Annotated in this window: 27 protein-coding genes; 15 read left to right on the top strand and 12 right to left on the bottom strand. The window is 72.4% G+C overall.

Going from position 1 to position 26,284, the window contains the following annotated elements; translation table 11 throughout:
• The first annotated feature begins 102 nt into the window (after positions 1 to 102).
• Positions 103 to 978 carry a L,D-transpeptidase family protein gene (locus GA0074692_RS22790; RefSeq protein ID WP_091647320.1) on the top strand — a complete coding sequence of 292 codons (876 nt, stop codon included), beginning with the start codon at positions 103 to 105 and terminating at the stop codon, positions 976 to 978.
• Between the two features lie 87 nt (positions 979 to 1,065).
• Positions 1,066 to 1,371 carry a hypothetical protein gene (locus GA0074692_RS22785; RefSeq protein ID WP_425413352.1) on the top strand — a complete coding sequence of 102 codons (306 nt, stop codon included), beginning with the start codon at positions 1,066 to 1,068 and terminating at the stop codon, positions 1,369 to 1,371.
• Positions 1,372 to 1,443: 72 nt separating this feature from the next.
• On the opposite strand, the gene GA0074692_RS22780 is transcribed toward GA0074692_RS22785, so the two are convergent.
• Positions 1,444 to 3,915 carry a helicase-associated domain-containing protein gene (locus GA0074692_RS22780; protein ID WP_091647318.1) on the bottom strand — a complete coding sequence of 824 codons (2,472 nt, stop codon included), beginning with the start codon at positions 3,913 to 3,915 and terminating at the stop codon, positions 1,444 to 1,446.
• Between the two features lie 84 nt (positions 3,916 to 3,999).
• On the opposite strand from GA0074692_RS22780, the gene GA0074692_RS22775 reads away from it, so the two are divergent.
• Together GA0074692_RS22775 and GA0074692_RS22770 are read left to right on the top strand one after the other, a co-directional pair.
• Entirely contained in the window at positions 4,000 to 4,614 is a 615-nt protein-coding gene (locus tag GA0074692_RS22775; protein WP_091647316.1) for an HAD family hydrolase, read from the top strand.
• 36 nt (positions 4,615 to 4,650) lie between these two features.
• Complete coding sequence (locus GA0074692_RS22770; protein WP_088980993.1) at positions 4,651 to 5,037, top strand: cold-shock protein; 387 nt, start codon at positions 4,651 to 4,653, stop codon at positions 5,035 to 5,037.
• Here the strand turns inward: GA0074692_RS22770 and GA0074692_RS22765 are convergent.
• The 6 genes from GA0074692_RS22765 to GA0074692_RS22740 all read right to left on the bottom strand — a co-directional run bounded on the left by GA0074692_RS22765 (position 4,998) and on the right by GA0074692_RS22740 (position 10,784).
• Entirely contained in the window at positions 4,998 to 5,948 is a 951-nt protein-coding gene (locus GA0074692_RS22765) for a 1,4-dihydroxy-6-naphtoate synthase (RefSeq protein ID WP_091647314.1), read from the bottom strand. The two genes, GA0074692_RS22770 and GA0074692_RS22765, sit on opposite strands and share 40 nt — an antisense overlap.
• 127 nt (positions 5,949 to 6,075) lie before the next feature.
• Entirely contained in the window at positions 6,076 to 6,504 is a 429-nt protein-coding gene (locus tag GA0074692_RS22760) for a hypothetical protein (RefSeq protein ID WP_091647312.1), read from the bottom strand.
• Positions 6,501 to 7,367, bottom strand: a complete 867-nt coding sequence (locus GA0074692_RS22755; RefSeq protein ID WP_176738555.1) for a peptidyl-prolyl cis-trans isomerase — start codon at positions 7,365 to 7,367, stop codon at positions 6,501 to 6,503. The genes GA0074692_RS22760 and GA0074692_RS22755 overlap by 4 nt, the downstream gene beginning before the upstream one ends.
• A gap of 19 nt (positions 7,368 to 7,386) precedes the next feature.
• Entirely contained in the window at positions 7,387 to 8,217 is an 831-nt protein-coding gene (locus GA0074692_RS34935; RefSeq protein WP_091647308.1) for a DUF8213 domain-containing protein, read from the bottom strand.
• 303 nt (positions 8,218 to 8,520) lie between these two features.
• Entirely contained in the window at positions 8,521 to 9,192 is a 672-nt protein-coding gene (locus GA0074692_RS22745; RefSeq protein ID WP_091647305.1) for a futalosine hydrolase, read from the bottom strand.
• A complete protein-coding gene (locus GA0074692_RS22740) occupies positions 9,189 to 10,784 on the bottom strand; it encodes an MFS transporter (RefSeq protein ID WP_091647303.1) in 1,596 nt (531 codons plus the stop codon). Before GA0074692_RS22740 ends, GA0074692_RS22745 begins: the two co-directional genes overlap by 4 nt.
• On the opposite strand from GA0074692_RS22740, the gene GA0074692_RS22735 reads away from it, so the two are divergent.
• Positions 10,783 to 11,709, top strand: a complete 927-nt coding sequence (locus GA0074692_RS22735) for a DUF3027 domain-containing protein (RefSeq protein WP_425413351.1) — start codon at positions 10,783 to 10,785, stop codon at positions 11,707 to 11,709. The genes GA0074692_RS22740 and GA0074692_RS22735 overlap by 2 nt on opposite strands.
• Positions 11,710 to 11,835: 126 nt before the next feature.
• On the opposite strand, the gene GA0074692_RS22730 is transcribed toward GA0074692_RS22735, so the two are convergent.
• Positions 11,836 to 12,084: a DUF2530 domain-containing protein gene (locus GA0074692_RS22730; protein ID WP_091647297.1), complete on the bottom strand. Its 249-nt coding sequence runs from the start codon at positions 12,082 to 12,084 to the stop codon at positions 11,836 to 11,838.
• 91 nt (positions 12,085 to 12,175) lie between these two features.
• Between GA0074692_RS22730 and GA0074692_RS22725 the strand changes: the two genes are divergently transcribed.
• From GA0074692_RS22725 to thpR, 5 genes are all read left to right on the top strand, one after another.
• Complete coding sequence (locus GA0074692_RS22725; protein WP_091647295.1) at positions 12,176 to 13,654, top strand: NCS2 family permease; 1,479 nt, start codon at positions 12,176 to 12,178, stop codon at positions 13,652 to 13,654.
• A gap of 116 nt (positions 13,655 to 13,770) precedes the next feature.
• The gene (locus tag GA0074692_RS22720) at positions 13,771 to 14,220 is read left to right on the top strand and encodes a MarR family winged helix-turn-helix transcriptional regulator (RefSeq protein ID WP_176738554.1); all 450 of its coding nucleotides are present in this window, start codon (positions 13,771 to 13,773) and stop codon (positions 14,218 to 14,220) included.
• A gap of 61 nt (positions 14,221 to 14,281) precedes the next feature.
• Positions 14,282 to 15,568: an MFS transporter gene (locus GA0074692_RS22715; RefSeq protein ID WP_091647289.1), complete on the top strand. Its 1,287-nt coding sequence runs from the start codon at positions 14,282 to 14,284 to the stop codon at positions 15,566 to 15,568.
• Positions 15,569 to 15,681: 113 nt separating this feature from the next.
• Positions 15,682 to 16,191, top strand: a complete 510-nt coding sequence (locus tag GA0074692_RS22710) for a hypothetical protein (protein ID WP_091647286.1) — start codon at positions 15,682 to 15,684, stop codon at positions 16,189 to 16,191.
• Between the two features lie 13 nt (positions 16,192 to 16,204).
• Positions 16,205 to 16,768, top strand: coding sequence for an RNA 2',3'-cyclic phosphodiesterase (gene thpR / locus GA0074692_RS22705; RefSeq protein ID WP_091647284.1), 564 nt, complete (start codon positions 16,205 to 16,207; stop codon positions 16,766 to 16,768).
• Between the two features lie 181 nt (positions 16,769 to 16,949).
• Here the strand turns inward: thpR and GA0074692_RS22700 are convergent, their stop codons facing one another.
• The 4 genes from GA0074692_RS22700 to GA0074692_RS22685 form a co-directional block, all read right to left on the bottom strand.
• Positions 16,950 to 17,936, bottom strand: a complete 987-nt coding sequence (locus GA0074692_RS22700; RefSeq protein WP_091647282.1) for an aldo/keto reductase — start codon at positions 17,934 to 17,936, stop codon at positions 16,950 to 16,952.
• Positions 17,937 to 18,021: 85 nt separating this feature from the next.
• Positions 18,022 to 19,095 (bottom strand): septation protein SepH, encoded by a 1,074-nt coding sequence (gene sepH / locus GA0074692_RS22695; protein ID WP_091647280.1) that lies wholly within the window; start codon positions 19,093 to 19,095, stop codon positions 18,022 to 18,024.
• A gap of 184 nt (positions 19,096 to 19,279) precedes the next feature.
• Complete coding sequence (serC, locus tag GA0074692_RS22690) at positions 19,280 to 20,407, bottom strand: phosphoserine transaminase (RefSeq protein ID WP_091647277.1); 1,128 nt, start codon at positions 20,405 to 20,407, stop codon at positions 19,280 to 19,282.
• Between the two features lie 264 nt (positions 20,408 to 20,671).
• Positions 20,672 to 21,778: a citrate synthase 2 gene (locus GA0074692_RS22685; RefSeq protein WP_091647275.1), complete on the bottom strand. Its 1,107-nt coding sequence runs from the start codon at positions 21,776 to 21,778 to the stop codon at positions 20,672 to 20,674.
• A gap of 247 nt (positions 21,779 to 22,025) precedes the next feature.
• Here GA0074692_RS22685 and pdxH point away from each other — a divergent pair, with 247 nt between their 5' ends.
• From pdxH to GA0074692_RS22660, 5 genes are all read left to right on the top strand, one after another.
• Positions 22,026 to 22,685 carry a pyridoxamine 5'-phosphate oxidase gene (pdxH, locus tag GA0074692_RS22680; RefSeq protein ID WP_091647273.1) on the top strand — a complete coding sequence of 220 codons (660 nt, stop codon included), beginning with the start codon at positions 22,026 to 22,028 and terminating at the stop codon, positions 22,683 to 22,685.
• 167 nt (positions 22,686 to 22,852) lie between these two features.
• Positions 22,853 to 24,160, top strand: a complete 1,308-nt coding sequence (locus GA0074692_RS22675; RefSeq protein ID WP_091653944.1) for an MFS transporter — start codon at positions 22,853 to 22,855, stop codon at positions 24,158 to 24,160.
• Positions 24,161 to 24,227: 67 nt separating this feature from the next.
• Complete coding sequence (locus tag GA0074692_RS22670; protein WP_091647271.1) at positions 24,228 to 25,157, top strand: aldose 1-epimerase family protein; 930 nt, start codon at positions 24,228 to 24,230, stop codon at positions 25,155 to 25,157.
• 26 nt (positions 25,158 to 25,183) lie between these two features.
• The gene (locus tag GA0074692_RS22665; protein ID WP_091647269.1) at positions 25,184 to 25,825 is read left to right on the top strand and encodes a nitroreductase family protein; all 642 of its coding nucleotides are present in this window, start codon (positions 25,184 to 25,186) and stop codon (positions 25,823 to 25,825) included.
• 148 nt (positions 25,826 to 25,973) lie between these two features.
• Positions 25,974 to 26,279: a type II toxin-antitoxin system VapB family antitoxin gene (locus GA0074692_RS22660; protein WP_091647267.1), complete on the top strand. Its 306-nt coding sequence runs from the start codon at positions 25,974 to 25,976 to the stop codon at positions 26,277 to 26,279.
• The last annotated feature ends 5 nt before the right edge of the window (positions 26,280 to 26,284 follow it).

The following is a 26,284-nucleotide window of genomic DNA, read 5'->3' as shown; positions in this document are numbered from 1 at the left end:
TTGCACGAAAGGGGGACGGCCAGAAAAATTCACTACAGGGTGCAACCTTCGCGGCACTCACATACGTCTAGCGAAGGGACGGCTGTGCCCCAAGGAGGACGCATGAACAGAGTTCGGTCCACCATCCAGGTCGCCGCCCTGGCAGTGGTCACGCTGGTCGGTGCGGGCGCGTGCGCGCTCGACCCGCAGGCTGATCCGGCCGGCGACGACCTCGCCCCGGTCAGCGTGTCGGGACGGTTATCGGGGGAGAGCGCCTCGCTCGGCTCCGACCAGCTGGCCGCCCCAATGCCCGCCAACAAGGCGGCCACGACCCTCGAGACCACCCGTACCCCGGTCCAGAAGACCACGACCAAGACCAAGGCCAAGACCACGACGACGGCGGCCAGTTCCTGCCCGCAGGGCGAGTACCAGAAGGCCGTCGAGACGTACCTCGCCAAGCTGGGTACGTTCGGCAAGGTCATCGTGGACGGCAAGCAGTCCGCCACCGACTGCGCCGCGATCAAGAAGTTCCAGCAGCGGTACGACATCCGGCCGGTCCAGGGTCGGGCCGGCCCCACCACGTACGACGTGTCGAAGCGGCTGGCCACCACGAGCGTCAGCAGCTGCAAGGCCGGTTCCGGCGTGACGTTCTGCATCGACCTGACCCGGCAGACCACCTGGGCGATGCGCGACGGGAAGGTGGTCATCCCGCCGACGGTCACCCGGACCGGGATGCGCGGCTACGCCACCCCGACCGGCACCTACAAGATCAACAAGCGGAACATCAAGGAGTGGTCCGACCCGTACGAGGTGTGGCTGCCGTACTGGCAGCGCTTCGTGGGTGGCATCGGGTACCACCAGACCACCACCTACCTGCACGACAAGTCCATCGGCTCGCACGGTTGCATCAACCTGCTCCCGTACGACGCCAAGCGGTTCTGGGACTGGGGCAAGATCGGTTACCGCGTCGTCGTGTTCGGCAAGCGGCCCGGCACCTGATCCGATCCGTCCGCGTCCACCCTGTCACTTCGTTCCCACAGGTGACAGGGTGGACGCAGGGGGCGGCGACGGGGAGGTCAGCAGCAGATGACGGTCGACCGGGACGTGACCACCGAGGACGGCCACCGGCCCGCCGCACCCACCCTGTCCGGGGTACCTACCCCGTCCGGGGCACCCACCCCGACCGGCAGCCCGGCCAGGAAGCCGGTGTCCACCGCGACCGTGGTGGCGTACGCGCTGGCCGGCACCGCGATCCTCGGCTGGTTCCTCTTCGGCTGGCTGGTCCTCCAGCAGGGCTTCGTCGACTCGGTCGGCGAGTCCGCCGGGGCGGCGTTCGCCCTGCTGCTGGTCATCTCGATCGTCGGCACCGTCCGACGCAGCCGGCGCCGCTGACGACTCCCGCACCGCGCCGCTGACGCCTCCCGGGCCGCCGCTGACGCCTCCCGCAGCGCGCCGCCGGACGACTCATTCCTCCCGCACGGCGGCGGTGATCCGGTGCAGCGCGAAGGTGTGCAGCATCTCCGTCCGCTCGTCCTCGGCGCGCAGGTAGCCCGCCCCGATCGACACCGGACGCACCAGCCGGGACACGGCCGCCCCGTGCGCGTCCACGTACCCCACCCAGACCAGGGCCTTGTCCCGGACCGCCTGTTGCAGCACCGCCAGCGCGTCCCGGTGCCCCGGCACCGCGACCGGGCCACCGCCCTCCGGCGCCACACCGCGCAGCACCGACGGGGCCCGCCGGGCGGCCCGCGCCGCCGCCTCGCCCCGCCGGATCTGCTCCACGATGCCGAGCAGCCGGGGCGGGGTGAGCCGGGCGGCGGCCAACGGGTCGACCGACCGGGTGGCCACCGGCATCCGGGACGGTGCGCGGCGTGCCTTCGGCCGGGCCAGCACCGCCGCGCCGGCCGCGTCCTCCGGCACCGGCGCGTAACCGTTGTCGCGCAACGCCACCATCAACCGGCCCACCTGGTACGGGGTGACCAGCACGGTCGGGGCCAGTCGGCGCAGCGACAGCCCCTCCAGCCGCCGGTCGGCGAGCACCTCGGCCAGCAGCGCCTCGTCGTCGCTGCGCAGGTACGCCCCGGCCGCCCCGGTCCGCAGCCCGCCGTGCCGGCGGGCCACGTCGTCCACCAGGTACGTCAGCCCCTGCGGAATCGGGGTCCGGGACCGGATCCGGAACAGCGAGTGCAGGTCTTCGGCGGACCATCCGGCGTCCAACGCCCGCCGCACGCTCGCCGTGGTGATCCGGTGCACGCTTGCCCCACCGGCCGACTCGTGCTCGGCGACCACGTCGAGTTCGGCGGCGAGCGTCGGCTCCGGCGGACCCGGCACCACCACGGTCAGGTCGGCCTGGACGAGGAAGTGGTCGACCGGCTGGGGGAGCAGCGCCTCGAGCGCCCGGACGGCGGTCGACTGCTCGTCCGGGTCGGTCCGTACCCCCAGCGGGTCGTCGGTGCCCGTCACCTGGGCCTCCGCGTCGGCCACCAGCAGTCGGCCGTACGAGGTGAGCGCCCCCAGCCCGGTCACGCCCAGCGTGGCCGCCTCGACCAGCATCTCCCGGTGCGCCGCCTCGCGTCCCCGGCTGCGGCGCGGCGTCCGCCAGTCGAGCAGTTCCAGCACCTCGTCCGGGGTGGGGGCGGTCGCCGGGGGCAGGTCGGCGAGAACGGTGAGCACGGCCCGCCGGGCGGCCGGCGCGCCGGCCCGCTCCGCCTCGGCGGAGAGCACGCCGATCGGCCGGTCCCGGTCATCCCGCTGCCCGACCAGCCCGGCCTGGCGGGTCATGGTCAGCCAGGCGCGGGTCAACTGCTCCCAGCGCCGGGCGAGGGAGACCGCCCGCCACACCTCGTACCCGCCGGTGGGCAGGACCTGCTGGTCGGCCCCGTACCGGGTGGTGGTGACCCCGGGCAGGTCCAACTCGCCGATCAGGCCCGCCGCGTGGGCCGTCTCCAGCAGCAGTGCGGTGGTCGTCTCGTCCAGCCCGGTGACCTTGGCCAGCCGGCGCAGGTCCCGTACGCCGATCCCGCCGGTCTTCAGCACCGCGGCCGGGTCGGCGGCCAGCGCCTCCAACAGCGTCTCGGTGTGGCGGACCACCTCCATGGTCTGTCCGGCCCCGGCGTTGTCCACGACCTTCGGGTCCCGGGACGCGGCGGTCACCGCCGGCGGCTCCGTCCGGAGCGGTCCGAGCGGTCCGGTCTCCCGCCGCAGTAGCAGGCCGATCTCGCGGGGCAGTTCCACCGCGCCCGCCCCGCCGGACTCGGCCCCGGAGATCGGCACCAGCAGCCGGTGGTCGACCAGCCAGCGCACCGGGGAGCCGGTGGGCGGGCCGCCGTTGGTCGGGTCGGCGGGCACGATGTCCTCACCCCCGGAGGCGGGAGCCCGCAGCGCGCCCGGGGCCACCGTGCCGACCGGTGGTCCGGCGGCGAGCCGGTCCAGGATCGCCCGGGCCGAGGGGGGCGCGGCCAGCAGCGTCCGCCGCAGCTTCGCCGGGTCCGCACAGAGCGCGGCCGTGGCCGGGTCCAGCTCCGCCGCCGGTCGGCCCAGCCCCGCCGGGTACGCGGACACCTCGTCCACACTCGCCACCACGTGCAGGTCGTGCTCCGGGCCGTACAGCAGGAAAAGCTCGCGCAGCCGCAGCAGGGCGGCGCGGATGGCGGTCGGCGCGGGCGGACGCGGCCCGGCGGTGGCCATCGCGAGCACCGCCTCGACGGAGGTGCCGCCGCCGGGGCCACGGGTCAGCCGGGCGGCGTCGAGGATCTGGAGGGTGAAGTGGTCCAACCCGTCGAGCGCGCGGGCCACCGAGACCCGCGACTGCGCCCGGGCGGCGAGGGCCGAGAGGTCGGCGGGCACCGGTACGACAAGGTCCGGCCGCCGCGCGAGCAGCGCGGCGAGCGCCTCGTCTCCGAGGGTGCGCAGGTGGTCGGCGAGTGAGGTGGCCATCGTCGTACCACGCTAGCCGCCCGAGAGGCCATTGCGCCCCTCGGACGTCCGGCCGGTAACCCCGGTGGCGGTAGGTTCGCGGGCATGCCCCCACTGACAGTCGGATTCGATCTCGACATGACCCTGGTCGACTCGCGGCCGGGGATCGCCGCCGCCTACCGGGCGCTCACCGCCGAAACCGGGGTGCACGTAGACGCCGAGGTGGCGGTCGCCCGACTCGGGCCGCCGCTGCGCACCGAGTTGGCCCACTGGTTCCCGCCGGAGGACGTCGAGTCGGCGGTCACCCGCTTCCGGGAGCTCTACCCGGCGTACGCGATCACCCCGGCGGTGCCGCTGCCCGGCGCGCTCGACGCCGTCGCGGCGATCCGGGCTCACGGTGGGCGGGTGCTGGTGGTCACCTCGAAGCTCGGCCGGTTGGCCCGGCTGCACCTGGACCACCTCGGGCTGGTCGTCGACGAGGTGGCCGGCGACCTGTTCGCCGAGGAGAAGGCGACCGCGCTGGTCGCGCACGGCGCGACCCACTACGTCGGCGACCACGTGGCGGATATGGTGGCCGCCCGGACGGCCCGGATCCCCGGCATCGGAGTGACGACCGGTCCCTGCTCGGCCGAGGAACTGCGCGCTGCCGGGGCGGAAACGGTTCTCGATGATCTCACCCGTTTCCCAGCGGCGCTGGAACGGTGGATCCGGCTAGCCTGAGGGGAGTAGACGTCTCAACGAAGCAGGGGTTCTCAGGTGCCGACGGGTCGAGTGAAGTGGTATGACGCGGCCAAGGGATACGGGTTCGTCACCAGTGACGAAGGTGGCGACGTGTTCCTGCCCAAGGGCGCGCTGCCGACAGGGGTCACCGATCTGAAGGGTGGTCAGCGCGTCGACTTCAGCGTCGTGGACAGCCGCCGGGGCGCGCAGGCGATGGGGGTCAAGCTGCTCGACGCCCCGCCGTCCGTGGCCGAGCTGCGTCGCCGGCCGGCGGAGGAGCTGCACGGCCTGGTCGAGGACATGATCAAGGTGCTGGAGGCCAAGGTCCAGCCGGACCTGCGGCGGGGACGCTTCCCCGACCGGAAGACCGCGCAGAAGATCGCTCAGCTCGTCCACGCGGTCGCGCGCGAGCTGGAGGTCTGAGGTACGAGCCCGGCGTCGGCGGCCCGGCGCAGCAACCCCTCGACGGCGGCGAAGCCGGCCTCACCCAGGTCGGCGGTGAACTCGTTGACGTAGAGGCCGATGTGCCGGTCCACCACGTCGGGCTCCATCTCCTGGGCGTGCGTCAGTACGTAGTCCCGGGTGGCCGCCGGGTCGGCCCAGGCCCGCTCCACCGAGGCGCGGATCCAGCCGGCGGCGGCCTCCGGGTCCACCACGCCCCGCCGGGCCAGGATCGCCCCGAGCGGGATCGGTAGGCCGGTGGTCGCCTCCCACCACTCGCCGAGGTCGACCAGGGCGGTCAGCCCGTGCCGGGGGTAGGTGAACCGGGCTTCGTGGATCACCAGACCGGCGTCGTACCGACCGGCGGCCACACCCGGCATGATCTCGTGGAACGGCACCACCTCGATCCGGGCCGGCGGCCGCTCGGCCGACCAGAGCCGGAACAGCAGGTACGCCGTCGTCCGGTCACCGGGTACGGCGACCGTCGCGCCGCTGAGGTCCCCCCGCCGAGGGCTGGCCGGGCCACCGTTCCCGGCGCTGGCCGCGTCGCTGTTGTCGGTGCTGGCCGCCTTGCTGTTTCCGGTGCTGGCCGCGTCGCCGTTTCCGGCACTGCCCGCCGTGCCGTTTTCGGGGCGGGTGAGCAGCAGGGGGCCGCACCCCCGGCCGAGCGCCCCGCCGCAGGGCAGCAGGTGGTAGTCGTCCAGCAGCCACGGCAGCGCCCCGTAGCTCACCTTCACCAGGTCGAACGCGCCCCGCTCGGCGGCGTTGTTGGTGACGTCCACGTCGGCGTACGTGACCTCGACCGGCGGTGCGCCGGGAACCAGACCGTGCACCAGCGCGTGGAACACGAAGGTGTCGTTGGGGCAGGGGGAGATCGCCAGGGAGAGCGCCACGACCCCACGGTAGTCCCTGGGCCTGATCCCTGGTCAGGACGGTACGTGTCCACCGGTCGGAGCAGTTGTCCACAACCTTGTCCACAGGGCTCGGCAGCCTGTTGAGAAGAGTGTGCCGGCCCGCATGTCACTCACCCGGGTTGCCGGTGGCCGCCACGCGCCGCGAAGGAATCGTGGCTACCGCCGCCATCCCCAGCAACAGGGCCGGAACGACGAACCAGAGTCCGATGCCGAGGCCGAGGATGAGGCCCCAGACCAGCATCACCAGCGCCCCGACCGTCGTCGTGATGCCCACCGCGCGGCCGGTCAGGTCCGCGACGAGAGGACCCACGGCCGCCACCACGGGCACGCCCAGGAGGTAGCCGGCGGAAGCGCCACTGTCCCTGAGCGTGGACGGCAACAGCGCAATGACGATCGCCGCCGTGGCGGCGAACGCCAGCAGTCGCAACACCCGACCGACGACGTTGGGTGTCGTACGGTGCCTGCTCAGGTACATGAACGCTGCCGCGGTGACGAACAGCGCGAGAAATCCGCCTACTATCGTGGCCATATTCATTTCGGGGGCTCCTCTGTCGCGGCAATGTCAGCGAGCCGGGTCTCGTACACGTGGACCGGCCACTTCTTCCGCAACGATTGGGCGAGCCGGCGCAGGTGTTCCTCCTGGCGATACGTGGCCATCGCCGACTTTACTTTGTAGGCCAGCGTCGCGTCCCAGTTCAACTGCTTGAAGGAGATGCGCTCGACGCGGACCACCCACCATCGGTTGTTCGCCGGGTCCGCGGACAAGCCGACTCCACCGGCTGCGCCCACTGCGAAGGCCGCGCGCGAGATCATCGGATCGGCGCCTTCGCCATGATCGTCAATGGTGGCCGTGTCGCTGACCTTCGCACCGCCCTCACGCACCATCCGTTGAAACGTCGGCTGATCGGTGTCAATCGCTTGCTCCAGCGCCATCTTAGCCTGGGCGGCGTCCGAGAACTCGCCCCAAGCGACGTCGGCCTGTGCCACGTTTCCAAATACCCTGCGGTGCTCCTGGTACCAGGCTTGCGCCTCCTCGTCCGCGATGCTTTCGGCGGTGAGGCCGGCAGCATCACGCTGCTCCTGCGTGATGAGTGTGGCGATCTGTTGGGCCCTGGTCGACCCGCTGATGCCCCGGCGAGCGGCTTCACGCCCCAGTAGCTCGTCCCGGATCGCCAGCTCCAGCGCCTCCGGCCACGGGCCGGAGTAGCCGCCGGCTACCAATACCGCCGGCAGGGGACTGTCGGGGATCAGCGCCTGAACCTGCTCGACGGTGACTGGTTCGTCCGCCACGGTGGCCAGAACGTTTGGCGGCGGGTCCACGGACTGGTCCGTGGACCCGCAGCCGGACGCCAGCAGTGCCAGCGCCACGAACGAAACGGTGAGAAGAAGTCGTTTCATCGTTCGAGAGGACCCGACTCTAACCGCACTGGTTCGTCGACCAGAGGAAGTCGTCGTCCGCTTCCCAGTACTCGTCGCCGCACTCGCTGTCCCAGGGGTCCGTCGACCCACCGTGGACGCGGCCACAGCGGTCGTGGTCAGCGCAGTCGTAGGTGTAGCCGGTGATGATGAAACAGCCACCACCGCACTTGCCCATGCAGTCGTACGAGGCCGGGCCGACATAGACGCTCTCGCCCATGATGCAGTGGTCGGCCGCATCGTGGATTACCCACTCGTTCACGTTGCAGCGCGTGTACCAGATCCCGTCCTCGTTGGGTTCTTGGCACGCGGCGACCACCGCTTTCCGTTCCGCGCTGTTTGCCACGGTGGCGTGGGTGCCCTCCTGCAGGCACGACTCCACCTCGGCAGCGCCTTCCGGAAGCTTCCGCTCGCCGTACCGTTCCGCCGGACGGGGCACATCCTGGGTCCCGATCCTGGTGCCGGGGGGCGCCTCGGCGAGAAGCATGGCAAGGCGGATGGTCAGGTCTCGATGCAACGAGATCGGCGCTTTCGTGGCACTGGCCGGCTCGACCCACTCCGACTCGAGGGCCTTGGCGAAGGCGTCGAGTGCCAGACTGTCGTCCGGGTGCAGTGCGAGGCCCGCACCGGACCACTGGGCGGAGCCTTCCGCGATGTTCTTGGTGGCGGTGAACTTCTTACCGCCGACGGTGAGCGCCACCTCCGTCGATACGGCACTCTCCGCCGTGGCCGCGAACTCGATCACCGTGGCCGAGCGGGCGAACGTGCCGCTGTCATGGCCGGCGGACGACGCGGTGATTCGGAAGTCGTTGCTGGCCAGCGGCTGTGCCATCGGCACCGGCGCTGCGGAGGCCGCTGGCGCGGCTGATGTCGCAACCAGGACGAGTGCGGCGCCGACCACCAAGATCTTGGAGTGGCGAAGCGGTGAGGAGGTCCTACGTTTCATGCATTTCCCCAATCGGAGTCCGGTGGGGCACGCATCAATAGGGATCGCTCCTGTGATGGCTGGACGAAGCGATCGCCGCGATGGCACCCGGGTTGCCATTGGCGATATCGATCGTCAGCGATGGATGTAACAGTTGTCAATGCCTGAAAGGCAAAGATCTTAATAGTTGTCCTGGTTTCCGCCGTGTGCTCAGCGTGTGCCGGTCCGGAGGGCGTCGAGGGCGGTCGCCGCCGTACCGAGGGCGGCGAGGGCCTCCCGGAGTCGCCACGCGCCCCGGTCCCGGGGACCGATCGGGTTGGAGATCGTCCTGAGTTCCACGAAGGGGAGCCCGGCCTGAGTGGCGGCGACCGCCACGCCGTACCCCTCCATCGCCTCGGCCACCGCGTCGGGGTGCCGTTCGGCGAGCGCCCGGGTGCTGGCGGCGGTGCCGGTCACGGTGCTGACCGTCAGCACCGTGCCGACCACCGCTTCCGGTAGTGCTGACCGCAGGGTGGCGAGCAGGGCGGGATCCGCGTCGACGGCGATCGTGCCGCCGAGCATCTCGGGGGACATGCCCAGCTCGTCGACCGGGACGAACCCCTCCGGTGACTCCGCGCCCAGGTCCGCCGCGAGGCTCCGGCCGGCGAGCACCGTCCCGCCCACCGCCACCCGGCCGGCGAAGCCGCCGGCCACGCCGGCGCTGACCACACCTCCGTACGGCCGCCCAGCGGCCTCGGCGAGGGCCAGCAGGCGCGCGGTGGCCGCCCCCGCCAGGGCCGGGCCGACCCCGACCGGCACGACCGTGGCCGTGGGATCGGTCAGGCCGGTCCGGACGGCTTCCGCCTCGGCGGGGACCGCGGTGACCACGAGCAGTCCGGTCACGCCACCGGCCCCGGGGAGTCCTGGCGGTCCTCGTCGTCCGAGCGGCTCCTCGCCGACGAGGGGCGGTAGACGTGGTAGCCGGGCAGGTCCGACGGCTCGTCCTTTGGCTCGGCGGGTCCGGGCGGTCGGGCCGGTGCCGGGGTGGGGTCGGATGGCTCGGGGACGCTGGCGGACGCCGGGGCGGGCTCGGCGAGGTCGTCGTCGCCGAGTGGTCGGCCGACCAGGCGTTCCCCGCGCAGCCGGCTGGTGACCACCATGCCCCGGATGGCGGCGAGCGTCCCGACGGCGGCGGCCACACCGATGCCGATCCGCCCGTCGAACGGCACCAGCCCCAGGCCGCCGCCGGCCACGAAGGCGAGCATCAGCACCGTCTCCGAGTGCGCGAACGAACTGGCCCGCAGTCGCTCCGGGATGCGTTCCTGGATCGACGCGTCCACGGCGAGCTTGGCGACCCCGCTGACCAGGGCGGCCACCAGGCAGAGCGCGGCCACCATCTCCAGGGAGAACCGGATCGTGGCGAGCACCGCCACCCCGGCCACGATGACCATGCCGCTGGACTGGATCAGCGCCGGGTGGTGGATGCGCAGCCGGGTGCCCACGGCGGTGGCGAGGAAGGTGCCCAGGGCCAGTGCCGCACCGACCAGGCCGAGGGCGGCCTCGTCCCCCAGCTCCCGCCCGAGCAGGACGGTGGTCAGGTCCCCGGCCTTGATCGCGAAGGCGAGGAAGAGCAGCAGGAAGCCGTACACCGCGCGCAGGGTGGCGGAGCCGATCAGGGTGGCCAGCACCAGCCGTCCGGCCGGACGGCCCCGGCCGAGCGGGCGTTCGCCGTCGCGGCCGAACGCCCGGCGCAGCGGACGGGGAACCCGTTCCGGTGGCTCGGAGTCGGCACGGGGCGGTAGGCGCAGGGAGATGACCATGCCGGCCAGGAAGATGAGCGAGGCGACCCGGAGCGGCCACTGCGGGCCGAACCAGAACGCGGCCAGTCCGATCGGCGCGACCAGGCCGCCGGCGATCGTGCCGTAGACGCTGGCGCGTGCGCCGACCTGGGAGAGGCCGAGCCCCTCGGGAAGCAACCGGGGCACGGCGGCGGACCGGGCCACCCCGTACGCGCGGGAGAGGGCGAGCACCCCGAACGCGGCGGGATAGAGACCGAAGCCGTGGATGTAGTCGGAGATCAGCCAGGCCAGGAACGCCCGACCGAGCATGGTGGCGGCCAGGGCGTAGCGCCGGCCGTGCCGGAAGTGGTCGAGCAGCGGGCCGACCACCGGTGCCAGCATCGCGAACGGCACCATCGTCACCAGCAGGTAGAGCGCGACCTTGCTGCGGGCCTCGCCGAGCGGGACGTTGAAGAAGATCGTCCCGGCCAGGCCGATGGCGATCAGGGTGTCCCCGGCGCACGAGACGGCGTGCAGGTCGAAGAGGCGGACCATGCCGACCTCGTTCCCGGCGCCGCGCGCCCGGGCCCGGCCGAACCGCCGCCCCATCCACCGGCCGCCGTTGACCGAGCCACGGAAGAGCGTACGGGTGGCGCGGACGCCCGCGCCGGCGGTCGTCCCCAGGACGGACCGCCCGGAGCGGGAGAACAGCGGCATGTGCACCATCCTCGCCCATCGTCCCGACCGCCGTCGCCTCTGCCCGCGAAGACGTGTGTCGGGGAGTCCCTGTCGGTCGGCGTCGCGCATGGGGGACAATGGAACGGTGACCAGGCCCGCCTCCGCTCGTGCGCGTCTCGACCAGATCTGCGCCACCGCCGTCGAGGTGGCCCGTGACGGCATCACCGAGGTGGAACCCTCGGATGTCGGCGACCACCTCAAGGCGGTCGCCGAGGGCGACCGGATCGTCACCCACTACTTCGAGTGTCGGCTGACGGGTTACCAGGGCTGGCGCTGGGCGGTGACGGTCACCCGGATCCCGCGCAGCCGGAACGTCACCATCTGCGAGACCGTCCTGCTGCCCGGCCCGGACGCGCTGCTCGCGCCGGGCTGGCTGCCCTGGCAGGAGCGGCTTCAGCCGGGCGACCTCGGCCCCGGTGACCTGCTGCCCACCCCGCCGGACGACGAGCGTCTGGCCCCGGGCTACCTGCTCTCCGACGACCCGGCGGTCGAGGAGACCGCCTGGGAACTGGGGCTCGGCCGGGCCCGGGTCTTCTCCCGGGAGGGGCGGATCGACACCGCCCAGCGCTGGTACGACGGTGACCACGGCCCCTCGGCGGCGATCTCGGTGGCCGCTCCCGCCGCCGCGCGCTGCGGTTCGTGCGGGTTCTACCTGCCGTTGGCCGGGACGATGCGGCAGTCCTTCGGCGCCTGCGGCAACTTCTACGCCCCGGACGACGGCCGGGTGGTCAGCGCCGACCACGGGTGCGGCGCGCACTCCGAGGCGCTGGCCGAGGCGGTCGAGACGCCGGTCGACGAGCTGCCCACCGTCTACGACGACAGCGCGGTCGAGGAGCTGTCGGTGAGCCGGGCGCCGGGCTCCGTCGAGGCGACCGAGCCGGCGGAGCCGTACGGGCACTCCTGAGCCGCCCACCGGCCACGGTCTGGCCGGGGTCCGACATGGGCCGGGCCGCCGGTCACGGCCGGTCGTAGGACGCCAGCCGGCCACGTCCCGGCCGGAGACTGGCATGAGTCGGGAGTGGCGGCTCGCTCAGCGGCCGGCGCGGCGGCGACGCCGGTTCGCGTCGTGCCGCATCATCACCGCCAGACCGGGGAATCCCCAAAGGAAACCAGCCAGGCAGGTCCAGAGCCAGTTCTCATGACCGTGGGTGGCGAGCCAGTCGCGGAAGAAGAGCAGCAGGGTCAGCCCGGCCACGGCCCAGATCGCCAACCCGGCGAGGGCGAACGGCACCATCGGCGGGTCGAGCGGCTCGGGCCGCGGTGGCTGCTGTCTGGGCACCTGGGAAGCGTACCGCGATCAACTTTCCCTGGTAGCCCCTGATCTGCGACGATGCGGCCCGACAACCGGAAGATCATCTGCGAGGAACCGAATGGACACAGCGCCCCCCGAGCCCGCCACACCCTCCGACGCCGCCCGCCCTCGCAGTGGCTTCGACCGGTTCTTCGAAATTTCCGCCCGTGGGTCGACCCTCGGGCGGGAGATGCGCGGTGGCCTCGCCACGTTCTTCACGATGGCGTACATCGTGGTGCTGAATCCGTTGATCATCGGCGGGGCGGTCGACGGCGCGGGCGAGCGCCTCGCGATTCCCGCCCTGGCGGCGGCGACCGCGCTGGTCGCCGGTGTGATGACCCTCCTGATGGGTGTGGTGGGCCGGTTCCCGCTGGCGCTGGCCGCCGGGCTCGGCGTGAACGCGCTGGTCGCGTACGAGATCGCGCCGCAGATGACCTGGGCGGACGCGATGGGCCTGGTGTTCATCGAGGGTGTGATCATCGCCATCCTCGTGCTCACCGGGCTGCGGACGGCGGTCTTCCGCTCCGTCCCGACCCAGATGAAGACGGCGATCGGCGTCGGCATCGGCCTCTTCCTGACCATCATCGGCCTGGTCGACGCCGGGTTCGTGCGCCGGGTGCCGGACAAGGCGAACACCACCGTCCCGGTCGGGCTGGGCATCGGCGGCAAGCTGGTGAGCTGGCCGATGCTGGTCTTCGTGATCGGCCTGCTGGTGACCCTGGTGCTGGTGGTGCGCAAGGTCCGGGGTGCGATCCTGATCGGCATCCTGACCTCGACGGTGCTGGCGATCGTGGTCGAGGCGATCGCGAACGTCGGCCCGTCCGTGGTGAACGGCCAGCCCAACCCGAAGGGCTGGGCGCTCAACGTGCCGGAGCTGCCGAAGCAGGTGGTGGACGTGCCGGATCTCTCCCTGCTCGGCAACTTCAACGTCCTCGACTCGTGGAGCCAGGCCGGCTGGCTGGTCGTGCTGATGTTCGTCTTCACCCTGCTGATCACGGACTTCTTCGACACGATGGGGACGATGGTCGCGGTCGGCCAGGAGGGGAACATGCTCGACGAGCGGGGCACCCCGCCGCGGGCGAAGGAGATCCTGCTGGTCGACTCGATCGCCGCGGCGGCCGGTGGTGCGGCGAGCACGTCGAGCAACACCTCGTACATCGAGAGCGCGGCGGGTGTCGCGGAGGGTGCCCGGACCGGCGCGGCGAACCTGGTCACCGGCGGGCTCTTCCTGCTGGCGATGTTCCTCGCGCCGCTGGTGGTGATCGTGCCGTTCGAGGCGGCCTCGACCGCGCTGGTGGTGGTCGGCTTCCTGATGATGACCTCGGTGCGGACCATCGACTGGACCGACTACGAGATCGCCATCCCAGCGTTCCTCACCATCGTGCTGATGCCCTTCACCTACTCGATCTCGAACGGGATCGGCGCGGGCCTGATCACGTACGTGGTGGTGAAGCTGGCGAAGGGCAAGGCCCGCGAGGTGCACCCCCTGCTGTACGGGGTGGCCGCCCTCTTCGTGGTGTACTTCCTGCGGGGGCCGGTCGAGGCCGTGCTCCTGTGACACCCGCTCGGCCCGGAACGCCTTACGGCTGTTCCGGGCCGAACAGGGACGAACCTCCTGGTGAGGCTGCTCATATCGGATGTCGTTAGCCCGGCTTATTAGCTAGGCTAACCAATGTGACGGAGCGGACGGTGACGACGAGACGCGTGCCACCGACGCAACTGGCGCAACACCTGCGTGATGCGCTCACTCGGCTCAATCGACGGGTCCGCCAGGCCCGCCCGGTGGGTGACCTGACGGTGACCCAGCTCTCGGCCCTGACCAGCCTCCGGCTGGCCGGTGCGCTCACACCCAGGGAGCTGGCCGACGTCGAGCGGGTACAGCCTCCGACGATGACCAAGATCGTCGCGAAGCTGGAGGATCGCGGGCTGGTTCGCCGTACCCCGCACCCGACCGACGGCCGGCAGGTCATCCTGACGGTCACCGACGGGGGGCAGGCCGTGCTCGACCAGTTCGAGCGGGCCCGCGACGGATGGCTGGCCACCCGGCTGGCCGACCTGACCGAGGAGGATCTCGACGTCCTCGATCGGGCCGCCGAGATCCTGCAACGGATCGCCCGCGGCTGAAACGCCACCGGGTCCGCGCCGTCCACCGTGGATGACGCGTACCCGAGGAGGCGCACCGAGCGTGCGGACGAAGCTGAGCACGATGTTCCAGTCCCTACGAATCCGTAACTACCGGCTCTTCGCATCCGGACAGTTGATCAAGTTGATCGGCGTCTGGATGATGTTCATCGCCCAGGACTGGCTCGTCCTCGAACTCTCCGACGACTCCGCCACCGCGCTCGGCATCGTCACCGCGCTCCAGTTCACCCCGGTCCTGCTCCTCACCCTCCTCTCCGGCCGCCTCGCCGACCGGTACGACAAGCGCCTCCTCCTCTTCGTCGCCAACGCCTTCTGGAGCGTGCTCGCCCTCGGCATGAGCCTGCTGGTCGTCACCGACCTGGTGCAGCTCTGGCACGTCTTCGCCTTCGCCGCCCTGCTCGGCGTCGCCAACGCGGTGGAGACCCCGGTCCGGCAGGCGTTCGTCTCCGAGCTGGTCGGCACGCCGCTGCTGCCGAACGCGCTCGCCCTCTCGGCGGCCACCTTCAACAGCGCCCGGATCATCGGGCCTGCCGTCGCCGGGGTCGCCATCGCCATCGTCGACGTCGGCCCGGTCTTCCTGGTCAGCGCGCTCAGCTCGCTCGCCCCGCTGGCCAACGTGGTCCGGATGAACCCCGCCGAGCTGCACCGGGAGGCACTGCCTCCGATGGCGGAACGCGGCTCGGCGAAGGTGGTCGACGGGCTGCGGTACGTCGCCAAGCGCCCCGACCTGCTGCTGCCGATGGCGCTGATGTCCGTCATGGGGATGAGCCTGTTCAACTTCCAGCTCACCCTGGCCGCCCTGGCCAAGACCGTCTTCAACACCGGTGCCGCCTCGTTCGGCCTGTTCACCACCACGCTCGCGGTGGGCTCACTCGCCGGTGCGCTGGCCGGCAGCGGACGGCGCAGCCGTCCGTCAGTCTGGGTGGTGCTCGGCGCGGCGGTCGCCTGTTCGGTGTTCGGCACCCTGGTCGGGCTCGCGCCCGCCTACTGGCTGGTCGTCGCGCTGCTCATGCCGACCGGCTTCTTCCTGATCTACTTCGCCCAGGCGGCCAACCAGCGGGTGCAGCTCGGCACCGACGCCGCCTTCCGGGGCCGGGTGATGTCGCTCTGGGTGCTCGTCTTCCTCGGCACCAACCCGGTCGGCGCGCCGCTCATCGGTTGGGTGGCCGAGACGTACGGTGCCGGCGCGAGCATCTGGGCCGGCGGGCTGATCTCGCTCACCGCCGCCGGACTGGCCCTGACCTGGCAACTGCGCCGCTCCGGTGCCCGGATCCGGCTGCGGATCCTCCCGCTGCCCCGGTTCTACGTCGTCTCGCCCTCCGACTGCTGAGCCGTCCGGTCGAGCCCACAGCGGGCCATGGAGGCCGGTGTCCGGTGGAACATCCCCGACCGGATACCGGCATTCCGCTGGCACGGCGCGGTGTGCGGGATTAGCGTCGATACGTGGAGATCGGTCGGGCGATGCTGCTCGCACTGGTGATCCTCCTCGTGGTGTGTCTACCGGCCGCGGTCGTTCTGGTGTGCTGCGGAGACGACCGCCTCGAGCGGATCGCCGGTGTCTGGCCGCGTTGGCGTGCCCGCCGCCGGGAGCGGCGGACGATCGCCGGGCTCGACCGGGCCGTCGACGCCGACACGCTCACCCGGGACATCGACCTCACCGAGTTCGATCGGCCGGACCGCCGGCCGGTGGAACAGCTCGCCGCCGACCTGTGGCGGCTCCGCGCGTACCGGCTGGGGCGTGGGGGACGGCCCGTCGTCTGGCCCCTGCTGCTGATCCAGGCGTACGACGAACGCCTCCGGCTGGCCTGCCGGTGCCTCGGCGTCCCCGAACACCTGACCGAGCTGGACGGGGTCGACCGGGAGATCGAGCGGATCCGTGTCGAGGGGGCGCTGCACGCTGCCGGGCTGCTCCTGCCGGCCGCCACCACCGACCACCGCCAACGGCACCGGTGACCCGCGCTCGCGGATGAGACTGTTCGTCGCGATCCACCCACCCCCGGAGGCGCTGGCTGACCTCGCCGCGCAGGTCGCCCGGCTGCGGATCGGGCTGGCCGCCACGGCCGGCACCAACGTGCGGCTGGCCGACCCGGCGAACGCGCACGTCACCCTGGCCTTCCTCGGCGAGGTGGAGGACGACCGCCTGGCCGCCGTCGAGGACGCGCTGGGCCGGGCCGTTGGCTCGTGCCAGGGACCGGAACCGCCCCGACTCCGGCTCGGCCGCGGCGGCCAATTCGGGCGCGGCCGGAGCACCGTGCTCTGGGTGGACGTGCTCGGCGAGGTGGAGCGGCTGCGAACGCTCGCCGAGCGGATCCGGGACGAGCTGCGCGCCGCCGGACTGCCGCACGACGACCGTCCGTTCCGGCCCCACCTGACCATCGCCCGCCCCGGCGACCGGCTGGACGTCGAGGAGGACCGGATCGCCCTGAATGGCTACCTCGGGCCGAGCTGGCCGGCGACCGAGATGGCGCTGGTCCGCAGCCACCTCGGTCCGGACCGCCGGTACGACCACCGCGCCACCTGGCCGCTGTGACCCCGCCGGCGGGCGGGTGGGGCTGGGTTGGGCTGGGGTTGGGGTGGTAGCAGGGGTCCCCTGCAGGCACATAGTCACTGCAGGGGACCCCTGCTACCCAGCTGACGCGCCGGCCCCGGCCGACGTCCCGGCCCAGCCGCCCCGCTGACGCCCCCGGCCCGGCCGCCGGGCGGTGCCGTGGCTACCAGGCCCACGCCTCGGGGGCGGGACCGCCACTGCCCACCGGTGGGAAGAGCTCGTCGAGCCGATCCTCGGTCGCCTCGTCGAGGCGGACCGCCAGGGCGCCGAGGGACCGGTCGAGCTGCTCGACGGTCCGGGGGCCGATGATCGGCGCGGTCACCCCCGGACGGGAGAGCAGCCAGCCCAGCGCCACATCGGCCGGATCGTGGCCGAGGTCCGCGCAGAGCCGCTCGTACGCCTCGATGGTCTCGCGGTGCTCGGCCAGCGCGTCGCCGGAGCGGCCGGTGGTGCCGCGCGCCGCCCCGCCGGCGGCCATCTTGGCCAGCACCCCGGCGAGCAGCCCGCCGTGCAGTGGCGACCAGGGGATGATCCCGAGGCCGAGGTGCTGGGCGGCCGGGATCACCTCCAGTTCGACGAACCTGGTGAACAGGTTGTAGATGCACTGTTCCGAGACGAGCCCGAGGAAGTTGCGCCGGCCGGCGGCGGCCTGGGCGACGGCGAGGTGCCACCCGGCGAAGTTGGACGATCCAACGTAGAGGACCTTGCCCTGCGCCACCAGGGTCTCCATCGCCTGCCAGATCTCCTCCCACGGCGTGCTCCGCGAGATGTGGTGCATCTGGTAGAGGTCGATGGTGTCGGTCTGGAGCCGGCGCAGCGAGTCCTCGCAGGCCCGGACGATGTGCCGGGCGGAGAGGCCCTGGTCGTTCGGCCAGTCACCCATCTTGCCGTAGACCTTGGTCGCCAGCACGACCTTCTCCCGGCGGCCGCCGCCCTGGGCGAACCACCGGCCGATGATCTGCTCGGTGACCCCCTCACCGGTCTTCCAGCCGTAGACGTTGGCGGTGTCGAAGAAGTTCAGGCCGTGCTCCAGCGCCCGGTCCATGATCGCGAAGCTGTCGGGTTCGCTGGTCTGCGGTCCGAAGTTCATGGTGCCGAGGCAGAGCCGGCTCACCGAGAGACCGGTCCGGCCGAGGTTCGTGTACTCCATGGGCTCACCCTGCCACGGCCCGGTTCACCGCACCGGACAGCGGTGCGGTGAATGGGTACTCCCGGCAGCCAGTCGGCCGGTCGGGTCAGGAGGACTCGCGGGCCGCCGGACCGGAGCCGAAGAGAACGTCGTCCCAGCTCGGCAGCCGCTTGCGCGGCTTGCCGGTGGTCTCGGCGGTGGTCTCGGCGGCGGGCGCGCCGGTGCGCCGGGGCCGGAGCACCGCCAGCGACGGCACGGCCGGCACCTCCTTCGGCGCGTCCGAGTCGTCGTCGAACGCCGAACCCTGGCCACCGCCGAGCAGCGCCGCCGCGCCGCCGCTGATCGCCCGCTGGCGGGGCGTCTCCTGGTCGCCGAGGGCGGCCGGGGTACGCGGTTCGAGGCCCCGGCCGGAGGTCGAGCCGAGCGGTCGGTCCAGCGAGGCGAGCAGGGCGTCCCGGCCGGCCCGGATCGGGTCCCGGGTCGGCCGGGCCCGCTCGACGGGGGCCGGCAGGCCGTGACCGCCCCGGCTCGGCTCGGCGCGCGACGGGCCGGGCAGCGCGTGACCCCGCTCCGGGGCCAGCTCCTGCCCGAGGATCGGGGTGGGCCGCTCGGCGCAGAGGTACTGTGCCATGTCGTCGTGCGGGGCGACGCTCTGCCGGGTCTTGTCGAGATCCCAGATCGCCTGCGCGGTGGCCTTGCCGGACGGCCAGGTGGCGATGATCCGCCAGGTGCCGTCGTCGCGCCGGTACGCGTCCCAGGAGATCTTCTCGGTGTCGATGCCGTGCTGGGCCAGCCGGCCGTTGACCACCTCGGCGAGCGGGGTGGGCTTCTCGGCGCCCTTGAGCCGGGTCCGCCGGGCGTGCTGGGCGAGCATGGCCCGCTCCTGGAGCACCGGGCCGGCGTAGCGGAGCACCCGGTCGACCGGGACACCGGCGATCCGGGCGACGTCCTCGGCGGACTCGCCGGAGCGGATCCGGGCCTGGATGTCCCGCGGGGAGAGCGAGGGGATCGGGTCGGGGGCCCGTTCGGTCGCGACGGTCAACGGCGGCGCGCCCGGTTCGGCGTGCAGCACGTGGGTGACGCGCTCGTCGATGGGCAGGGCGAGCAGCCGCCCGACCTCGTCGGCGAGCACCAGGGCCTGGCCGTCCTCGGAGAGGGCGACGAAGCGTACTGGGCGCATGACGTTGCCTCCGTCCCGCTTCGCTGGCCGCACGCCACGAGTCAGCCACCCGGGCGTCTGGTCAACACGGTACGCCCATCCGCCGGCGGGGTGGGGGATGCCACGCCCGCATGTCACGGCTGAGCTGGTCAGGAATCACAGTCGTAGGGACGCCGCTGGTCAGCGACGTCCCCCACCATAGCGGTTAGAGCCGCTCGACGACGTAGTCGATCGAGGCGGTCAGCGCCTCGACGTCCGCCGGCTCCACCGCCGGGAAGAGCGCCACCCGGAGCTGGTTGCGGCCGAGCTTGCGGTACGGCTCGGTGTCGACGACACCGTTGGCACGCAGCGCCTTCGCGATCGCCGAGGCGTCCACGCCGTCGGCGAAGTCGATGGTGGCGACCACGTTGGAGCGCAGCGCCGGGTCGCTGACGAACGGGGTGGCCACCGCGGACCGCTCGGCCCAGCCGTACACGATGCCGGCGCTCTCGGCGGTGCGCTTGGCGGCCCAGGAGAGCCCGCCCTGCGCGTTCATCCAGTCGGTCTGCTCGGCGGCCAGGAAGATCGTGGCCAGCGCCGGGGTGTTGTAGGTCTGCTCCAGCCGCGAGTTGTCGATCGCGGTGACCAGGTCGAGGAAGGCCGGGATGTACCGACCCGAGCCCTTGATCTCGGTGGCCCGCTCCAGCGCGGCCGGCGACATCAGCGCGATCCAGAGGCCGCCGTCGGAGCCGAAGCACTTCTGCGGGGCGAAGTAGTAGACGTCGGTCTCGCCGACGTTGACGTCCAGGCCGCCGGCACCGGAGGTGGCGTCCACCAGCAGCAGCGAGCCGGGGTCGGCCCCGCCCACCCGGGCGATCGGCACGGCCACGCCGGTCGAGGTCTCGTTGTGCGGGGTGGCGTAGACGTCGACGCCGGCCTCGGCGACCAGGGACGGCGCGCTGCCCGGGTCGGACTTGCGGACGGTCGGCTCACCGAGGAACGGCGCCTCCTTGACCGCCTTGGCGAACTTCGCCCCGAACTCGCCGAAGCTGGCGAACTGCGCCCGGTCACGGACCAGACCGAAGGCGGCGACCTCCCAGAAGGCGGTGGTGCCACCGTTGCCGATCACGACCTCGTACCCCTCGGGGAGGGAGAAGAACTCGGCGAGGCCGCGACGCAGCCGAGCGACCTGGTCCCGGACGGTCTTCTGCCGGTGCGAGGTGCCGAGGTAGCTGGTCGCGACGTCGGCGAGCGCGGACACGGCCGCCGGACGGACCTTGGACGGCCCGCAGCCGAACCGGCCGTCGGCGGGCTTGATCTCGTCGGGAATCCGGATGGTCGAAACATCAGCCACGGTGATCAGGCTTCCTTCTGTGGGCCACTTGACCGGGGTGCGGTGCGGTTCGCCGGCGGCGTTGCCGAGGCCCCCATCCTTCCATCCGCGCCCGCGTGGAACGCCTTCAGCCTCTCGTCCATCGGTGAGGCGCTGCCCACATCCCCGGCCCCCCTGCCAACCCCCCTGCCCCGTCGATCATGGACTTTGGGCACCTCTCAAGCCTCGCAAACGCCACTAATCGGGCGCCACAACTCCATGATCGGCGGAGTGGGGGGTGGGGGGTTAGACGCCGTGGGGGATGGCGCGCCAGCCTTCGACGTCCTGCGGCTTGCGGGGGCCGTGGCCGACGTAGTGGGCGGACGGGCGGACCAGCCGGTTGAGTCGCTTCTGCTCGAGGATGTGCGCGCTCCAGCCGCCCATCCGCGCGCAGGTGAACATCGAGGTGAACATGTGCGCCGGCACCTCGGCGAAGTCGAGCACCACGGCCGACCAGAACTCGACGTTGGTGGCCAGGACCCGGTCCGGACGGCGGGCCTGGAGCTCGGCCAGAGCGGCCTTCTCCAGCGCCTCGGCCACCTCGAAGCGGGGCGCGCCCAGCTCGCGGGCGGTGCGGCGGAGCACCCGGGCGCGCGGGTCCTCGGCCCGGTAGACCCGGTGGCCGAAGCCCATCAGCCGCTCGCCCCGGTCGAGTACGCCCTTGACGTACCCCTCGGCGTCGCCGCTGCGCTCGACCGCCTCCAGCATGGTCAGCACGCGGGACGGGGCGCCGCCGTGCAGCGGGCCGGAGAGCGCGCCGATGCCGGAGGAGATGCAGGCGGCGGCGTCGGCGCCGGTGGAGGCGACGATCCGGGTGGTGAACGTGGAGGCGTTCATGCCGTGCTCGGCGGCCGAGATGAAGTACGCGTCGACGGCCTTGACGTGGCGCGGGTCGGGCTCGCCCCGCCAGCGCTTCATGAACCGCTCGACGATGGTGGACGCCTTGTCGATCTCCTTCTGCGGCACGGCCGGCAGGCCGAGGCCCCGGGCCGACTGGGCGACGAAGGAGAGCGCGGTGACCGAGACCCGGGCCAGGTCCTCGCGGGCCTGCTCGTCAGAGATGTCGAGGAGTTGGCTGAGCCCCCAGTACGGGGCGAGCATCGCCACCGCCGACTGCACGTCCACCCGGATGTCGCCGGAGTGCACCGGCACCGGGAACGGCTCGGCCGGCGGCAGGCCGGGACCGAACCGCCCGTCGACCAGCAGCGCCCAGACGTTCCCGAAGGAGACCTGGCCGATGAGGTCCTCGATGTCGACTCCGCGGTAGCGCAGCGACCCGCCTTGGCGGTCCGGCTCGGCGATCTCGGTCTCGAAGGCGACGACGCCCTCCAGACCCGGTTTGAAGTCGGCCATGTCGTCTCCTGGATCTGCTCGGTGCGCCCGCCTGGGCTCATCCGGCCAACCGGCCGGGCGCCGTAGGCGACCCTCAGGGATGTTTCGGAACATCTTGCCTGGTGGGTAACCGGGTCTGCGACCCGCAACCACTGTGCTACAGCCGACATCCTTCCGGGCGGTCAACCGCAATGTCGTGGTGACACGGGGCACAAGCCGCTGGTCAGCGCTGTGTGGCACCGTATCGGCAGGCGAGGAGGAGGGGAACGTGACGGGAGACACAGCGGTCCCGGACGTCGGGCCGGCCGGGAACGCCGAGGAGAAGGGGCTTTCCCGTACGGATCTGGCGGTCGACTGGTGCACCCAGTTCGACCGTTGGTTCCGCGACGTGGTCGCCGCCGGCCTGCCCGAGCCGACCGCGATGGTGCTGGGCACCGCCGACGCGACCGGCCGGCCGAGCGGGCGCACCGTCCTGCTCAAGCGGTACGACTCCGAGGGCTACGTGTTCTTCACCAACCACACCTCGCGCAAGGGCGTCGAGGCGCTCGCCAATCCGTACGCCAGCCTGGTCTTTCCGTGGTTCGCCCTCGGCCGGCAGGTGACGGTCACCGGACGCGTGGTGCCGTTGGAGCGGGCCGAGACGGAAGCGTACTTCGCGAGTCGTCCGCGTGGTTCCCAGCTCGGCGCGTGGGCCAGCCCGCAGTCGCAGGTGATCCCCGACCGGGACTACCTGGTGGCGCGCGAGCGGGAGGCGGCCGAGCGGTTCGCCGGCACCGACCCGGTCCCGCCCCCGCCGCACTGGGGCGGTCTGCGGGTCGTACCGGACATGGTGGAGTTCTGGCAGGGACGGACCAACCGGCTGCACGACCGGTTCCGCTACCGCCGGGACGGACAGGGCGCCTGGGTCGTCGAGCGGCTCGCGCCGTGACCGGGGCGGAGACCGGCCCCGGGGCGACCGCCGTGACCGGGTCGGAGACCGGCCCTGGGGCGACCGCCGTGACCGGGTCGGAGACCGGCCCTGGGGCGACCGCCGGGGCCGGGGTGAAGGACGAACCGGGGGTGAAGGACGAACCGGGGGTGACGGCTGGGCCTGCGGTGAAGGCTGAGGCCGGGGTTAAGGAGGCCCGGTCGGGTGCCGGGCGGCGCTGGGCGATCGACCTGCGTCCGCTGCGCGTGCCGGCGTACCGGCGGCTCTGGACCGGCAACAGCGTGGCGATGTTCGGCTTCCAGTTCACCGCCGTCGCGGTTCCCGTCGAGATGTACGCCCTGACCCGCGACTCGTTCTGGGTCGGTCTGATCGGGGTGGCCGCGTTCCTGCCGCTGCTGGTCTTCGGGCTCTGGGGCGGGGTGATCGCCGACGTCCGCGACCGCCGCCAGGTGCTGCTCGCCGGCTCGCTGCTGCTCTGGGCGGCCACCCTCGGGCTGCTGGTGCAGGCGCTGCTCGGGGTACGCAGCCCGGTGCTGCTGCTGGCCCTGGTCGCGGTGCAGTCGGTCGGGTTCGCGATCGCCTCGCCGGCGCGCAGCGCGATGCTGCCCCGGCTGGTGCCGCTGGACCTGGTGCCGGCGGCGAGCACCCTGAACTACACCACCAACACCGCGGCCACGGTGACCGGACCCATGGTCGCCGGGTTGATCTTCGGCATCTGGGGCACCGACACCGGCCTGCCGATCGCGTACGCGGCGGACGCCCTGCTGCTCACCGCGCTGATCTGGGCAGCCCGTGGGTTGCCGGCGCTGCCTCCCGAACCGGACCCGGCGGGGGCCGGGCCGCGTCGGCGGGGACTGACCGGCGTGGTGGACGGGTTCCGCTACCTGGCCACCACCCCGGTCCTGCTGCTGTCGTTCGGCATCGACCTGATCGCCATGATCCTCGCCATGCCCCGGGCGCTCTTTCCCGAGATCGCCGAGGAACGTTTCGGCGGTGGCGCGGCGGTCGGCTGGCTGTTCAGCGCGATCGCGATCGGGGCCCTGCTCGGCGGGCTGACCTCCGGCTGGATCGGCCGGATCCGGCGGCAGGGGCTGGCGCTGGTGGTCGCGGTGGTCGGCTGGGGTGTCGCGGTCGCCGCCGCCGGGCTCGCCGGGAACCTCTGGCTGGCCGTCGGGCTGCTCGCCGTGGCCGGTGCCGCCGACCTGGTCAGCGCGGTGCTCCGGCAGTCGATGCTGCTGGTGTACGCGCCGGACCGGATGCGCGGTCGGCTCCAAGGGGTGAACACGGTGGTGGTCGCCGGTGGACCACGGCTGGGCGACCTGCGGGCCGGGACGATGGCCGCCGGTCTGGGCAGCGGGGTCGCCTGGATCGGCGGCGGGTTGGCCGCGGCGGTGTTGGCCGTGCTGCTCGCGGTCAGCTTCCCCGCCCTGGTCCGGTACCGGACCACCTCGACCGACGACACCCGACAGCCATAGGACGGCTCGATCCGTCCCCCAGGCGGCGACCGGCGCGGAGCCGGGCCCAGGCACTAGGGTCGCCGGCATGCAGACCACCCACCCGCAGCCGCCCTCCGGGGCACAGTGGACCATCGCCGCCGCCGGCCACCAGGCCGTCATCGTGGAGGTGGGGGGTGGACTGCGGGCGTACCGCCGGGACGGCGTCGACTACGTCGACGGCTACGCCGCTGACGAGATCTGCCCCGGTTGCGCCGGGCAGGTGCTCGCCCCCTGGCCGAACCGGGTACGGGACGGCGCGTACACGTTCGACGGGCGGTCGTACGCGCTGCCGCTGACCGAGCCGAGCCGGCACACCGCCATCCACGGCCTGGTCAACTGGGTGCCGTGGCGGCTGGTCGAGCAGGCCGACGACGCGGTCATCGTGGAGTACGAGTTGGCCCCGCAGCCCTGGTACCCGTGGCGGCTGCGGCTGCGCACCCGGTGGAGCGTCGGGGCGGACGGGCTGCGTGCCGAGCACGAGGCGACCAACCTCGCCGCCGAGCCGGCCCCGTTCGGCCTCGCCGTGCACCCGTACCTGCGACTGCCCGGAGTGCCGGTGGACGACCTGCTGATGCGGGTGCCGGGGCGCAAGCGGCTGGTGGTGGACGGCCGGCTGCTGCCGGTCGGGGCGGCCCGGGTGGCCGGCACGAAGTACGACTGGACCACGCCGCGCCCGATCGGCGACGCGATGCTGGACAACACCTTCGGTGACCTCGTGCGGGAGGCCGACGGCGGCTCGGCGGTCACCCTCGCCGCCCCGGACGACACGGACTCGGTACGCCTCTGGGCGGACGCGGAGTTTGGCTGGTGGCAGGTCTTCACCGGCGACGCCCTGACCGGCGAGCGGCACCGCCGGTCGGTGGCGGTGGAGCCGATGACGTGCCCACCGGACGCGTTCCGTTCCGGGCGGGACCTGATCACGCTGGCCCCGGGCCAGACCTGGCGGGGCGCCTGGGGCATCCGCCCCGGGGCCTGAGCCGACCGATGGAGAGGAAGGCGCACATGGAGTTCGCGGAGGTTGTCCGGCGGCGACGGATGGTGCGCAACTACGACCCGGACCGTCCCGTCCCGCCGGAGGTGGTCGACCGGTTGCTCGACCACGCGGTCCGCGCCCCGTCGGCCGGGTTCGCCCAGGGCTGGGGGTTCCTGGTGCTGGACGACCCGGCCGACCGCGAGCGGTTCTGGTCGGCGGCCACCCCGGAGCGGGGCGGCCGGGACCGCTGGCTGACCGGGATGCGGCGGGCCCCGCTGATCGTGGTGCCGCACGCCAACCGGGACGTCTACCTCGACCGGTACGCCGAACCGGACAAGGGTTGGACGGACCGCGCCGAGGAGCGCTGGCCGGTGCCGTACTGGTACGTCGACACCGGGTTCGCGGCGCTGTTGATGCTGCTCACTGCCGTGGACGAGGGCCTGGGCGCGTGCTTCTTCGGCATCCCGCCGGAGCGCACCGCCGCGTACCGGGCGGCGTTCGAGGTTCCGGCCGAGTTCACCCCGATCGGCGCGATCACCATCGGTTACCGGGCGTCGGACCAGCGGTCACCGTCCCTGCGTCGGGGACGTCGTCCGGTGGACGAGGTGGTGCACCGGGGACGTTGGGGACGAGTGCCACCCACTCGTGACATCGGGGCAGCGGCTGAGTAGCGAAACTGACAAGAGGGAGCAAAATGCGAAGTGGCGGGGGCGGCTAGGCTGACAAGGTCATCGAATACCGCTGGGTCGCGGTGTCACGCCGCGGCCCTCGGCTGGCGGGGTGCCGGCCGACTCGGCAAAGGGAGGGGAGCGTGCTGTCGTGATCTTCAGAGCGGTCCGGGACGGGCGTCCCTACCCGGAGCACCACCTCACCCTCAAGCAGTGGGCCGAGATCCCGCCGCGTCCGCTCCGCCTCGACCAGCTCATCACCACCAAGCGGGAGTTGGCGCTGGACAAGCTCCTCGCCGAGGACTCCACCTTCTACGGCGATCTCTTCCCGCACGTGGTGCAGTGGAACGGCGGGCTCTACCTGGAGGACGGGCTGCACCGGGCGCTGCGCGCCGCCCTCCAGCAGCGCAACCAGATCCACGCCCGGGTGCTCGTCCTGAGCGGTCACTCCGAGTAGTGGCC

The organism is Micromonospora pallida, assembly GCF_900090325.1.
Classification (GTDB): Bacteria; Actinomycetota; Actinomycetes; order Mycobacteriales; family Micromonosporaceae; genus Micromonospora; species Micromonospora pallida.
This window is presented reverse-complemented; position numbering and strand designations above follow the sequence as displayed.

Excerpts from the sequence above, each read along its gene's own strand:
- GA0074692_RS22790 (WP_091647320.1), top strand. The coding sequence starts at position 103 with ATGAACAGAGTTCGGTCCACCATCCAGGTCGCCGCCCTGGCAGTGGTC.
- GA0074692_RS22785 (WP_425413352.1), top strand. The coding sequence starts at position 1,066 with ATGACGGTCGACCGGGACGTGACCACCGAGGACGGCCACCGGCCCGCC.
- GA0074692_RS22780 (WP_091647318.1), bottom strand. The coding sequence starts at position 3,915 with ATGGCCACCTCACTCGCCGACCACCTGCGCACCCTCGGAGACGAGGCG.
- GA0074692_RS22775 (WP_091647316.1), top strand. The coding sequence starts at position 4,000 with ATGCCCCCACTGACAGTCGGATTCGATCTCGACATGACCCTGGTCGAC.
- GA0074692_RS22760 (WP_091647312.1), bottom strand. The coding sequence starts at position 6,504 with ATGAATATGGCCACGATAGTAGGCGGATTTCTCGCGCTGTTCGTCACC.
- GA0074692_RS22755 (WP_176738555.1), bottom strand. The coding sequence starts at position 7,367 with ATGAAACGACTTCTTCTCACCGTTTCGTTCGTGGCGCTGGCACTGCTG.
- GA0074692_RS34935 (WP_091647308.1), bottom strand. The coding sequence starts at position 8,217 with ATGGCACAGCCGCTGGCCAGCAACGACTTCCGAATCACCGCGTCGTCC.
- GA0074692_RS22735 (WP_425413351.1), top strand. The coding sequence starts at position 10,783 with ATGTGCACCATCCTCGCCCATCGTCCCGACCGCCGTCGCCTCTGCCCG.
- GA0074692_RS22740 (WP_091647303.1), bottom strand. The coding sequence starts at position 10,784 with ATGCCGCTGTTCTCCCGCTCCGGGCGGTCCGTCCTGGGGACGACCGCC.
- GA0074692_RS22725 (WP_091647295.1), top strand. The coding sequence starts at position 12,176 with ATGGACACAGCGCCCCCCGAGCCCGCCACACCCTCCGACGCCGCCCGC.
- thpR (WP_091647284.1), top strand. The coding sequence starts at position 16,205 with ATGAGACTGTTCGTCGCGATCCACCCACCCCCGGAGGCGCTGGCTGAC.
- GA0074692_RS22700 (WP_091647282.1), bottom strand. The coding sequence starts at position 17,936 with ATGGAGTACACGAACCTCGGCCGGACCGGTCTCTCGGTGAGCCGGCTC.
- sepH (WP_091647280.1), bottom strand. The coding sequence starts at position 19,095 with ATGCGCCCAGTACGCTTCGTCGCCCTCTCCGAGGACGGCCAGGCCCTG.
- GA0074692_RS22685 (WP_091647275.1), bottom strand. The coding sequence starts at position 21,778 with ATGGCCGACTTCAAACCGGGTCTGGAGGGCGTCGTCGCCTTCGAGACC.
- GA0074692_RS22670 (WP_091647271.1), top strand. The coding sequence starts at position 24,228 with ATGCAGACCACCCACCCGCAGCCGCCCTCCGGGGCACAGTGGACCATC.
- GA0074692_RS22665 (WP_091647269.1), top strand. The coding sequence starts at position 25,184 with ATGGAGTTCGCGGAGGTTGTCCGGCGGCGACGGATGGTGCGCAACTAC.